The organism is Natronoarchaeum sp. GCM10025321 (assembly GCF_042663585.1).
Lineage (GTDB): Archaea > Halobacteriota > Halobacteria > Halobacteriales > Natronoarchaeaceae > Natranaeroarchaeum.
In genome coordinates this window covers 124,905-137,655 of the sequence record NZ_JBHTAN010000002.1, presented here as the reverse complement: position 1 = coordinate 137,655, position 12,751 = coordinate 124,905, and the positions used below count along the sequence as shown (strand labels likewise).

General features: G+C 53.1%; 7 protein-coding genes. 4 read left to right on the top strand and 3 right to left on the bottom strand.

What is annotated here, in order from left to right; all coding sequences use genetic code 11:
* Positions 1-350 (bottom strand): hypothetical protein (locus ACFQL3_RS02350; RefSeq protein WP_377051037.1); only part of this gene is annotated, 350 nt, incomplete at its 3' end.
* 117 nt (positions 351-467) lie between these two features.
* On the opposite strand from ACFQL3_RS02350, the gene ACFQL3_RS02345 reads away from it, so the two are divergent.
* On the top strand, positions 468-1,301 hold the full coding sequence (locus ACFQL3_RS02345; protein ID WP_377051035.1) for a CBS domain-containing protein: 834 nt from the start codon (positions 468-470) through the stop codon (positions 1,299-1,301).
* Between the two features lie 144 nt (positions 1,302-1,445).
* Positions 1,446-4,310 carry a DUF5797 family protein gene (locus tag ACFQL3_RS02340; protein WP_377051033.1) on the top strand — a complete coding sequence of 955 codons (2,865 nt, stop codon included), beginning with the start codon at positions 1,446-1,448 and terminating at the stop codon, positions 4,308-4,310.
* A gap of 107 nt (positions 4,311-4,417) precedes the next feature.
* Here ACFQL3_RS02340 and ACFQL3_RS02335 read toward each other — a convergent pair whose 3' ends face one another.
* Both ACFQL3_RS02335 and ACFQL3_RS02330 read right to left on the bottom strand, forming a co-directional pair.
* Complete coding sequence (locus tag ACFQL3_RS02335; protein ID WP_377051031.1) at positions 4,418-4,855, bottom strand: hypothetical protein; 438 nt, start codon at positions 4,853-4,855, stop codon at positions 4,418-4,420.
* A 241-nt stretch (positions 4,856-5,096) separates the two neighbouring features.
* Complete coding sequence (locus ACFQL3_RS02330; RefSeq protein ID WP_377051029.1) at positions 5,097-5,441, bottom strand: HNH endonuclease; 345 nt, start codon at positions 5,439-5,441, stop codon at positions 5,097-5,099.
* 740 nt (positions 5,442-6,181) lie between these two features.
* Between ACFQL3_RS02330 and ACFQL3_RS02325 the strand changes: the two genes are divergently transcribed.
* Complete coding sequence (locus tag ACFQL3_RS02325) at positions 6,182-8,701, top strand: helicase-related protein (RefSeq protein WP_377051027.1); 2,520 nt, start codon at positions 6,182-6,184, stop codon at positions 8,699-8,701.
* 2 nt (positions 8,702-8,703) lie between these two features.
* A complete protein-coding gene (locus tag ACFQL3_RS02320) occupies positions 8,704-12,744 on the top strand; it encodes an Eco57I restriction-modification methylase domain-containing protein (protein ID WP_377051025.1) in 4,041 nt (1,346 codons plus the stop codon).
* Positions 12,745-12,751: the final 7 nt, after the last annotated feature.

Sequence of the window (12,751 nt, the reverse complement as noted above, 5' to 3'; positions counted from 1 at the left end):
TCCGCGAATTCGGCGAGTGAACGGTTCGTACTGTCACTATTCCACTTCCCGATCTGAATGAGTTCGAACGTATCCAGGGAACGGTCAAGCTCGTCGGCGAGTTGGGTCAGAACCGCAGCGGGGAGATTGTCGACGGGAATCGCGGTGAGTGCGTGCTGGGTGAGGAAATAACTGGTTGCGAGGCTCGTCGGTGCGACGACGATGACGTCTGATCCATCGACGTCGTCGACCGCGAGTTGGGCATCTCGGTACTGGAGGACAGTCGCATCCAGTTCATCGACGGGAAAGAGGAAACCAGCATCCCCGTATTCGATACTCGCCCCCGCCGACTCAAAATGCCCATTAAGCATAATCAAATACAAATATATGTCCTATGAGCATTAAACTTGTGGTGGATGAGGGTTCGATTCGCTACTCTGCAAGGCATGTTCCCCAGATTGACTACCCTCGCCTCCACAGTTACCGACATGCCCCGCGACCTCTACGACTGCACCGCGGCCGAACTCGCCACGCACTCTGTCGAATATCTTGAACACGACACGCCTCCGAGTGACGCTGCTGCATGGTTAAATGAGAACGGCTACGACGCCGCCCCCGTCTACGCTGACAACGACCCAATCGGATTCATCCACACCGACGACGTCACAACCGACGACGACGGTAACACCCTCGACGACCATCTGACCCCGCTAACCATCGACTACATAATCAGCGGGGACACTTCCTTTACAGCCGTCCTGTCTGCACTCATCGGGAATCCCGTGTACTTCCTCGGCGGCCCCAACCACGTCACCGGCATCCTCACCCGAGCCGATCTTAACACCGCCCCCGTACGCATCTACCTCTTCGACCGTATCACGTACCTCGAAGAACATCTCCGCGAACTCATCCTCGACAAGAAACCAGACTGGAAAACCACGCCAGTCACCGCAAATGAACTCGACAACATCGAAGACCGGTATGAAGACGCGCAAGCAGCAAACGTCGCATTAGAAGAGATCCATTACGCCTCGTTTTCAGCCCTCGAAACCATCGTGACCAGCGTCGAAGGTTGCTGGAAAACCTGTGGCTTCTCCACAAAAGGCGGCGCAGACTCTCGTCTCCACGAAATCACCGAACTCCGCAACGACGTCGCCCACGCCAACCTCCTGATCGAAAACACCGACAGCAACGAATTCCTCAGCAGCGGCCGTACCACAGAAAACCTGCATAATACTCTCGAAACTATCAATCAAGTCCTCACCAACTTGCAGAAGGCCGGGTATGCCCCAGATACACCTGAAGCACGAAACACCGCGTAACGCCGATACGAACCTCGCTCGTCACCCTGTTCAGTACGGTTCACTTAGGCATTATAAAAAGACACACAGACAATTCTACGATGGGAACCCCACTCATCACCCCTTTGGCAAATCTATAAATGTGTGAATTGAGTTCAGATTAGCATGATTCCTTGGCAGATGTACCAACAAATCGCCGTTGACCTCGATATCCCTCCCGAGACGATGCACCTCGTCAACGTGCTCTCTGATGCTGGCTACCTTACTGAAAACCAGCCGCCGTATCTGAACTACGACTTACCTGACTTCGGTACACAGGTCTCCTGGCTCGACGAACACCCAACGCAAGGAATCGCATTCTGTAAAGAACGCTACGGGAAGGAAGCCGCGGTCGCCGCGACGATCTATGCTGTCGGATCAGAGGTTGCCTCCCGTACAGAGGGCGATTTGACAATGGGTTTCGCAATCCTCGGAGACTACATCGACGACTTCCTTCAGGATACCTCCCGACGGGATATCGCTACTGAAGTTAAGAAGGTCCGGACGTATTTCGATGCGAACACACTGGAACTCAAAGATATCGAAGACGCACATACCGACGACGAGAACCCATACGAGTACTGTGATTACTGCGGCGAAGAACTCGACGCTGCGTTCAGTTATCGCTGCACAACGTGTGGCACGCGATTCCCCGGCTGGTCAGCACTTGTCTTCGCAGAAGGCGAAGAGCAGAGCAACTCGAAATGGCGCGAACAGCTTGACGTTACCGTTCTGAGTCAAAATATCGAGAAACAATTTCTTGTCCTTCGCTCGAAGACCTCGCTTCCCGGATGGATCGAAGAAGGCGGACAGATCGGCAAGATTATAGACGGTAGTCTCCACGACATGGGGCGTGTCGTGAATATCAATAACCGTGACATTCAGGTTGATTACTGGGGCGGCGTCGCAACTAGCCTCGAAGCAGGACAGGATATCACGGTCTGCAGCTCCGAAACGATGATCGCTACAACCCAGCAGCTCGGGTTGTTACGAGAACTGCGCCGTGACTTCGCAGGCTGGCATAACGAGCAGAATCCGGATCCAACGGTGGCAAAACTCGCTATTAATGGCCCGAGCCTGTGTGACACACTAGATCAATCCACAATCACCCAGGCGACACCTGTCGAGCTAGATGATACGCGAAGTCTCAGTGGATTCGAACTCGATGACTCACAGCAATCCGTTCTGGCCGACATCCTCGGTCTCGAACCCGGTGACCTCTCACTCGTCGTTGGTCCGCCTGGGTCCGGAAAAACCGAGGTTATCGCCAAAGCCGCTCACGAACTTGCTAACCGAGGCGAATCCGTGCTCGTCACCTCGCACACTAACATCGCGGTTGACAACGTCATTGAGAAACTCAGCCATCGAGACACGCATCAACTTGTTCGGGCTGGTCGGCCAGAGAAAATGTCGAAGGGCACGTCCGAAGTGATGCTCTCGAAAGTCATTGACGAGAGTGACGATAACTCCGTGTCAGAGTTGCTGGCCGAAGTCGAGGATCTCAAATCAGAGATCAGTAACATGGGTGATCAGCTGGAGCACGATCAAGAGCAATATGAGGTGTTGCAACGAGCGGCCGAAACCGGTCCTGTGAGCGGCACGGAGATGAGCGATGCCGAGGAAGAGATCGATGCGAAGCAAGCCAAACTCTCCGAAACCCGTCGGAAAATTCAGGAACTCCAATCAGAAGCGGAGAAAACCTCTATCGAGAACGCGGACATTACCGGTGCGACGATCATCCGATCCCAACTCGGCGGCCTCGCCCAGGTCCAATTCGACACAGTCATCATCGACGAAGCGAGCCAAATCTCAGTCCCACTCGGCCTTCTCGGTATGATCAACGCGAACAAATGGGTTGTCGTCGGCGACCACCACCAACTCCAACCTGTCCTCAAAACACTCTCAACAAGCGACGGCAGCCCACCCGACGACGCCTCGATCTTTTCGTTCCTCCGCAACCGGTACGACATCGATCAGTGGCTCGAATACCACTACCGAAGCCACGCCGACATCATCGGCTTCTCCCAGGAACACATCTACGACGGAAACATCACCATTGACGATTCCTGCCCCAACGGGTTCGAATGGACTCCCGGAGACGACCCCGATTCGAAGGTCAAAGCCATTTGTGACGGCCCACCGGTAACGTTCGTGGACGTCGCCGGCGAGCAAGCCTGGCGCAAGCGCTTCAGTGGCTCCGTCAACACCGCAGAAGTTGATGTCGTTGCAGACCTCGTCGCCCATCTCGTAGATGAGCAGGGCGTTAACGAGTCCGAACTCGGCGTCATCACACCCTACCGCGGCCAACGCACTCTGATCAGCGACGAACTCTCCGACTACGGCAATGTCGAAGTCTCAACCGTTGACGGCTTCCAAGGCCGTGAGCGAGAAACAATCCTCTTTAGCGCGGTCAACACCGAAAAATACGGACTGCAATTTTCCGGGAATCAGAACCGTTTCAACGTCGCCTGTACCCGGCCAAAAGACCAGTTCATCATGGTCGGAAACCAGACTGCCATCGAAGACGAAGCGCCGTGGCAAAACACCCTCCGTGCATTCATCCGATACGCGAGCGAGCGCGGCGGCGTCTTCAACTGGGGCGGCGGGCTCTGGACTGACGGGATCGATCCATCCGACGTACCCGCACCTGAGTCGCGTGACCAACCCGACATCATCGAACCTCCGACTGGAAAGTCTCCCGACTCAGGTAGCACGACTACTACTACTAACGGTACTGGGAACGGTTCTGGCGACGACCCAACTCGCACCACACCCGGTGACCCGCAATTCCGCTCCCGAGTCAAAGATATCGTACAGTTAGCCCCAACATCAAACGGTGAATTAGCCGACGCGTGGGGACTCCAGACCGGAAAAGAGGCTTGGCAATACCTCAACTCAGAACTCGATGAGTATTACGAACGCGACACCAACAGTAAGGTCCAGCCAACCGCAAAAGCCCACAAACTCGTCTCTGAGCTGAACAAATCATAACTCGTCGGACCGCGTCACACCCAGTCCTGATTGCTCGGCCTGTTTCCAGACGGGATCGCCAACTACGCGGAATTCAGGACTCAAACCCTGCGCTCCACGGACGATTGCTACAGTGCTTGTTCTACCTCTTGCAGCGCATCAATTGCGTACTGCAAATGTACGCGCAGTTCCTCGTCGGCACCGTTCTCGATCACTGCTTGATCAGTATCTTCCACACTCTCATTCGAGGGCCGTGTTTCTGAGTTAGTCTCGAGTCCCCACGTTTCTTTCCGGCCCAGCGAGTCCGGATCCTGTTCAGGTACTGCGCCAAGCCGCTGCTGTTCATGGCCCTCTTTGGCTGGTGTGTCAGTCCTGTCGGGACTGCGGTCCGACCGGTCGCTGTCGGTCGGCCGCTCCCCGCGATTGGACGCGGACAAGGGGAAGTCGTACACACAGGCGGGCTTCTGCTTGTTGAACGTCGGGCGCCGTGAGACATCGAACACGTCAATGATATCGCTCCGATCACACCCGCGTTCGAGTGCCTGCCTCACTTGCTCGTCCTCCATGCGCTGGAGCAACAGTTGCGGGTCATCCGCGATGTGCCCGCGAGCGGAGTTCTCTATCTGTTCGGTGAGCTCCTATTCCCGGGTTTCAACGTCTTTATCGACGATCTGCCGGTCGCGGGTTTCGACGGGGATGTCGAGTCCCCATCAGCACCCACAACCGCTCACGAACTGCGGATACCGACAGGTCGGTCGGCACTCCGGAAGCGGTGTCACCCGTTCGCGCTGGACCCGCGTTTGTTAACTACTGGAGGATCTCGATGTCCTGCGGGAGCAGCATCGTCTGTTCCTCCGCAGTGATCTCAACCGGAGCAACCGCAGACGTGGTTTGCTGGTGAAAGTAGCTGTGGCACGACCGACACAGTAACGTCAGGTTGTCTATATCGTGCTCATCCATTCCGTCCAGATTCCGCTCGATGTGGTGGACCTGCAGCTTCGCTAACCCGCCTTTCTCCTGATCGCGTCGTCCGCACACCCGGCAGCGACGGGAATACTCGTCAAACACCGCTTCCCGTGTGGCCGGATCAACCGTCTCGTGGCATTCCTGTGGACTCAACCAATCCGGCCGATTGTTGCTCGATTCGCTCATACTCGTCGCGTCATCGTGATCGTGTGACTCTGTCTCTGTATTCGTTGATTTCGAGTGGTCGGTTCTACAACTGTTCACACTGCGCTAACGGGGAGTCTTGGAGTATCGCTTAAATCCGTAGCCTGTCGTACCCGGGTCGCCTCCGCGTGGTGGTGATCCGTGATGCTACCATCACCTGGGGACAGCAAGTTGAAATCACTCGAAGAGGTAGGGGAAGTTAGAAGCAAAAAATTGGAAATTCTCTCCTTTAGGAGCTACTTGAATAGTCATCTGCCCGGCGCGTTATTTCGCACTAATTCCATTCCCGGTAGAGATAAGTATGTTCTCCTTGCAGGTTGTAAACATCTTCAGTAGCCACAAAGCACTGTCTTAAGTTCCAACAAATGAGCTCACAACTTCCCCCCAATATCCAACCCGGCTCTGTGGTAGAAAATCGGAACCGACTTTGGCGCGTTGACGCTGTAGATGGGAACGTCGTAACGGCGACCCCCTTAGATGGGAATGCTGCTGACCGACACCGGTTCTATACGCCGGTTGAAGACATCAGGCAGGGTAGTCTGGAACCACCAGACCCTGAGAAGCTCGGTAATCCTGAGTTTCAGCGATTACTGAATCGTGCATATCGCCTTTCGATGCTCCACGGGACAGCTCCGCTTGTGAGCTTGCAGCGATCACGGGTAATCCCCACCGAGTACCAGCTGACTCCAGTTGTGATGGCCCTCGATATGCCTCGTGTCCGGATGCTACTAGCGGACGACGTCGGTCTCGGGAAAACCATCGAGGCAGGGCTCATCACGAGCGAGCTTATCGCTCGTAACAAGGCTGATCGAATCCTCATCATCACGCCTGCGAATCTCCGAGAACAATGGCGTGAAGCGTTCAACTACTTCTTCCACATCGATGCGGACATCATCAGCCGACGCCACCGGAAGGCAATGGAAAAGCAAATTCCGCCGGGAACCAGTCCGTGGGAGCACTTCTCGAAGCTGATCGTCAGCATCGACTATGCCAAGCAGAACAGCGTTCGGCACGAGATTCTGGATCAAGACTGGGATCTCGTTATCATTGACGAGGCACACCAAGCTGCGAAACCGCACGAATCTGGGGCGAACGAAACGGTCGATATGCAGCGCTGGGACTTTGCGACTGAGGTCACCGACCACGCCGAACACTGTCTCCTCCTGACGGCTACGCCTCACAACGGGTACACGGATTCGTTCGCCAGTCTGATTCGAATGCTCGACGTCGACGCCGTCTCCGGCCCTCGACACGATCCCACTATTCATCGAGGTGGCGCTCGAAAGCACGTCGTCCAGCGGCGGCGAGACGACGTCAAAAAATGGTTCTCCGATAGCGACGGAAAGAACCCCTTCCCGGAACGTAATCAGGACGAGGTACGGGTCACGCCAACGAAATACGAAGAAGAGACGTACGACGCCGTCCGGGAGTACGGCGAACTGTTGATGTCCTCTGCCCAGCGCTCTAGCTCCAAGAGCCAGACGCTGGCGCGCTGGTCTGTCATTCATTTCCTCAAGCGAGCGCTGAGCAGTCCCGAAGCACTCCGACAATCCCTGAAAAATCGTCAAGACAAGCTCGAAGGTCGGTTGGAGGATATTGACGAGGAAGATACACAGACTGTAATCGAGGAGACAGCCGGGGTCTCCAAATCGATGGCACAGGCGAATGCACTCGACGACGACCCCGGAGAAGAGTACAGTGAGGAGGAAGTCGGAGAACGAGTCGAGCGGGTCGTCACGGGTGACATGGCCGCTATCGAACAGGAACTGGACGTTCTCGAAGACGTCGCAGAGAAGGCGAAGCGGGTCACCAAAACCCGTGACGCAAAGCTACAGCGGCTCCTCGACGAAACACTCCCCAATCGGTTCCACTATCCCCGTGTCATCATCTTCACGAAGTACGTGGACACCCTGGAGTATCTCGAAGAGCAGATCAAAGACTCTCAGAGCGACGAGACCGAGGTCTTCACGCTTCACGGGTCTCTGAACGAAGCCCAGCGGAAAGAGCGGTTCAAGGAGTTTGAGGACTCTACACGGGGCGTTCTCATCGCTACTGACGTCATCAGCGAGGGGATGAACCTCCAGCACGCCGCAAACCAGATCATCCACTACGAGCTGCCGTGGAACCCGAACCGGCTGGAGCAACGGAACGGTCGAATCGACCGGTACGGGCAGAAGAACGACGAAGTCGTCATCCGGACGATGGTCGTCGAGGACCAGATGGACGTCGCCATCCTCGAAAAGCTGGTTCAGAAAGCGAACAACATCAGGCAGGAGTACGGGTTTTCACCGCCCTACTTCGGTGACGACGAGGGAATCCTCGAACTCCTCAAAGACGAGGGAATCGACGCCGGCGTTCCACAGGCGACACTCGAAGAGTTCGGAGGCGGTTCCGCACCAGCAGAGCGTGAGAGTGCGAGCGTCTTCGACGACCAGACGCTCGACCGGATCAAGTCCGAGTCCTTCTACGGACACACCGAAGTCGGACTGCAAGAGGTTCAGAAGCGCCAAGAGGAGACGCACCAGCGGATCGGCGGTCAGGGGACCTTGGAACAGTTCGTGAAGAGCGCTCTGGATCTGTTCAGTTGCTCGTACGATATGAACGTCCAGGGCCATCTCGACATCAAGATCACCGCTGATCGGCTTCAAGGGCCAGACATCAAGCGTGAGTACGAGGACGTGACGTTCGATCCGAACGAGGCATCCCAATCCTCGGATACGGAGATGCTCGACATCGCCCACCCGCTCGTACAGCGGCTCATTGAAGCCGTCAAGGAAACTGCGTTGACCGATGAGGATCGCTATGGGCGGACAGCCATACGGGGAACCAACGAAGTGAGTGAGCCGACAGCAGTGTATACAGCACTGGTTCGGTACGTGGCGGACACAAAGCCCGACCCAACGATTATGGAGGAGTTGGTGCAGGTCGGGTTGCCGATCTACGGGGACGAACCGCTCGATCAGAACCACGTCGAGGCACTGGAGGAAAGCGAAGCCAAACCAGTTCAGCGTACCTCGATGGAGAAGGAGGACGATCTCAAAGACGCTCTCGGACACGGGGCGTTCGAACAGACGCTACAACGGCGAGCAGAACAGCGCCGGGACAAAATCGTCGAACAGCGAACGGAGATGCGAGCGGAGCTTGAGAAATCCGGAAGCGGAAGCTGGCTATCCGGAATTGACGACGTCGAGATTGCGAGCAAAGATCTGCTGACTGTCACCGTCTACTACGGGAGCAACTAACAATGAGTATCGATACACCATCTACCGACGCCGAAGCCGAATCGAGTTCCAGTACTCCACGAACCGGGTCAACGACGTTCATCAATACCAGCGGCGGTCTCCTTACGGACGAACTGGTGAGCAAGCTCCGACAGCGTCATTGCGGGGAGTCTGCCGTCCGACCGGAGACCTTTGCGTTACCGAACACAGAGCCGCCCGAAGAGGCCGACATCGAAGCGGAGATCGGGGATACGTGGGACACGCTTCGAGAGCGATGGGACGAGCTCACGATGGACGAGACGCTGTTCCATATGGACGTCTCGGACGCTCGTACGAAGTGGATCCTCAAGTTGTTCCAGAATCTCGGGTTCGAGCCGGTCTTCCAGCGTGAGAATCTCGAAGCAGGCGGCATCGAGGCAAACCTCTCACACAAGGGGTGGCCCGATGGCGAGATCGAAAGCTACGGTGAGATGGAGGGGCGGACGGCTCCGATTATTCATACCGTCGAACCAGAACAGAAGCTGGACGAGAAACCGGAGGACGCTCCCCGTGGAGCCAAGAGTCCACACGACACGCTCCAGGAGTTCCTGAACGCCAGCGACGAACACGACTGGGCCGTCGTAACCAACGGGCTGACGCTCCGGGTTCTTCGAGATTTCTACCACACGTACACCCGTGGGTACGTAGAGTTCGATCTGGAGAATCTATTTACAAATCGCAATTACGGGGATTTCCGGGCACTATATCGCCTATGTCACGCCACACGGTTCATCAACCCCGTTATTGCCGACGAGGATGATGACGTCGAAACTCCGCTGGAGCAGCTGTACCAGGTGGCTCTCGCTACCGGTGTGAAGGTGGGTCAAGATCTCCAGGAGAATGTCGTCAATGCGCTTGAAACTCTCGGGAACGGATTCCTCAACCCTGAGATTGAAGCCGCTTTGGAGGACGGTGGACAAGACGCAGCCGAGGTCTATTATCAGGATCTGCTCTACGTAGTCTACCGACTGCTATTCCTGATGTTTGCTGAGCAACGTGGTATGATGTCCCAACGTGATAGCCTCTTTACGGAGGAATACAGCATCACAAAGCTCCGTGAACGGGCCGAGCAGCGTGAGAAGGGAGACCGAAATACCGATCTCTGGGAGGGGTTGAAGGCGACTTTCCAACTGGTTGGTGAGGGAGATAAGCGGCTTGGTGTTCCCGGTTATAATGGGGATCTATTCGACAACGATAATTTAGAATATATCTTGGATGCCGAGTGTCCAAATGAGAAACTTCTGAGTGCTGTAGATGACTTAACCCACATTGAACAGGATGGCTACCGTCAGCGGATTTCATACGCTGACTTAGGTGTTGAAGAGATCGGTGCTGTGTACGAGAGTCTTCTTGAGTTCACACCACAGATAGCTGAAACAGCTATTGAACTGGAAGACAGGACAATCTCTCCAGATTCGTTCTATCTTGATGATCGTGGGATGGAGCGAAAAGAGACAGGGAGCTACTATACTGACCCCGGTCTTATTGACGAGCTTATCCAGAGTTCGCTCAAACCGATAGTAGAAGATCGAGTTGATGACGACGCTTCTACCGAGGTACAGGAAAGACAGTTGCTGGATATTTCGGTGTGTGATCCCGCATCTGGAAGCGGAGCGTTCCTCATTGCTGCTAACAATTTCCTCGGCCAAAAACTTGCTGAGATCCGGTCCGAATCCCTATACCCTGATGAACAAACGGTTCGTCAAGCTCGCCGGTCAGTAGTACAACACTGCCTTTATGGAGTTGACCTGAATCCGATGGCTGTTGAGTTGGCAAAAGTCAGTCTGTGGATTAATTCAGCGGTTGCAGATAAGCCCTTGAGTTTTCTTGATCACCGAATTAAGCAGGGGAATTCGCTCATCGGGACATCGCCAGAATTGCTCAGCCAAGGTGTTCCGGTTGATGCTTATGAAACTTCAAAAGGCCGTGATTGGCACAAAGGCAACGAGATCCGGAAGCGAGTTCGACAGGAGAATGATGAACTTAGTGAACAACAACAGCAGGTTCGTCTTGATCGACGTTGGGGAGGAGTAGAAGACGATTACGTGAGCCTCGCAGAACAGTTGGATCATCTGGAAGAAACCAATATTGAGGATGTTAATGAGAAGGAAGAAATCTACCAAAAATTACGAGATAGTGAGGGATTCAAACACGAGAAGCTCGCTTGTGATTTATGGACCGCTGCATTTTATTGGCCTCTTGATGGGTCAGCAGATGAATACCCTACGCCAAATACAATAGAGAGAATCCGCCGAGATCCTCCAGAATCTTCTGATGCGCCATTGAAGAAGCTATCCGGTATTCAGGACCTCCGGGAGCGAGCGTCCAGAATTGCGGATGAACAATCCTTCTTCCACTGGCCACTTGAATTCCCTCAAGTTTTCTCCGACGGTGGGTTTGATTGTCTAATCGGGAACCCCCCCTGGGATGTGCTTCAAGTTAAAACAAAGGAGTTCTTCGCTGTAAGAGCTCCAGATATTGTTAATGCTAAAAACCAAGCAGAGCGGGAAGAACTGATTGAAAACTTAGAATCAGAACAGCCAGAACTCTACGAAGAATATAACAGGAATGTTAAAAGGACTAACCAAACTGCAGAGTTTGTCAGACATAGTGGTCGGTACCCACTCACTGGAAGTGGAGAGATAAATATATATGCTCCATTTGCAGAACACTTTCTCAACTCAATTAATGACTCAGGTCGCAGTGGAGTGATTGTACCGACGGGGATTGCAACTGAATCTAAGACTCAAGAATTTTTCAGAGAGATCGTCGAAGAGAATAACCTAGTTAGCCTATATGGATTTGTAAATTCAAATAGCATTTTTGAGGGTGTAGACAGCCGTCAGCGTTTCTGCCTACTTTCTCTTTCTGAGGAGGAAGTGAGAGAAAGCAGATCCGCAGAATTTGCTTTCTATCTGACTGAGTTGGAACAACTGCAAAATAAATCCCGGATATTTGAACTAACTCCCAGAGAGATTGAAACTATCAACCCTAACACGAAAACTTGTCCTATATTCACAAACCGAAAAGACGCAGAACTCACCCTCAAAATACACAATAATTCAGATATTTTGATCAATGAGTCTGAGGAAATTCATAGTCCATGGGATGTAGATATATCCTATATGTATCATATGTCATCGGACTCGGGACTGTTCAACTCAAAAGAAGATTTAGAGAATGAAGGTTGGGATCTTCAAGAAAATCTCTTCGAGAAAAATGATGAATATATGTTGCCACTCTATGAAGCTAAACTATTTCACCAATATGACCACCGATTTGCATCATTTGAGGGTTTATCTAAAGAAGATATTCAAAATGGGAATCCTCGTCGGTTGAATGAAGAGGAAAAGCATCAAAGTGGGAAAAATATTCTACCCCGGTATTGGGTTAATGAAGAATCCTACCAAGATGTGAACGGCGATGAATGGCACCTCGCCTTGAGAAGATATGCACGTTCTGACGATCGTCGTACGACAATTGCAACTATACTTCCTAAAGTAGCTGCCGGTGATTCAGTAAATCTCATCCGGGGAATAAATGAGGAGAGTGGTGTAAAGCTATTAGCCATACTGAATTCTTTCACCTTGGACTATGTAATGAGGCAAAAACATGGAGGAGCTGCGATCAGCCAATATCTACTAAAACAACTGCCAATCCCAGAACCAAGCCGATTCGAGGAGGTACAGATAAATGGCATCTCCGCTTCAAAACGACTGAAAGAATTAGTATTCAAGTACATGTACCCCTCCCGAGAATTAGAACCGTTCGTTCGGAAAGTGGATGAGAAATATGTTGAGGAACTGCAACAATCATGTGAAGATCGTCGAAAAGTTCGGGCGGAGATAGAGGCAATCATTTGTGAGATATATAACTTGAATAAATCGGATGTTAAGGAAATATTTGAATCATTTGAGCAGATCAAGTCAAACGAGATTGGAAAATATGATGAATTTAAAACACGCAAGGAGGTGTTGACGGCATTCGAAGCAATATCTTCCGGGTCAGATGAGGTCACCCGTTGATTACGAA

Coding starts and splice junctions, on each gene's coding strand:
- ACFQL3_RS02345 (WP_377051035.1), top strand. CDS start 468: ATGCCCCGCGACCTCTACGACTGCACCGCGGCCGAACTCGCCACGCAC.
- ACFQL3_RS02340 (WP_377051033.1), top strand. CDS start 1,446: ATGATTCCTTGGCAGATGTACCAACAAATCGCCGTTGACCTCGATATC.
- ACFQL3_RS02335 (WP_377051031.1), bottom strand. CDS start 4,855: ATGGAGGACGAGCAAGTGAGGCAGGCACTCGAACGCGGGTGTGATCGG.
- ACFQL3_RS02330 (WP_377051029.1), bottom strand. CDS start 5,441: ATGAGCGAATCGAGCAACAATCGGCCGGATTGGTTGAGTCCACAGGAA.
- ACFQL3_RS02325 (WP_377051027.1), top strand. CDS start 6,182: ATGCTACTAGCGGACGACGTCGGTCTCGGGAAAACCATCGAGGCAGGG.
- ACFQL3_RS02320 (WP_377051025.1), top strand. CDS start 8,704: ATGAGTATCGATACACCATCTACCGACGCCGAAGCCGAATCGAGTTCC.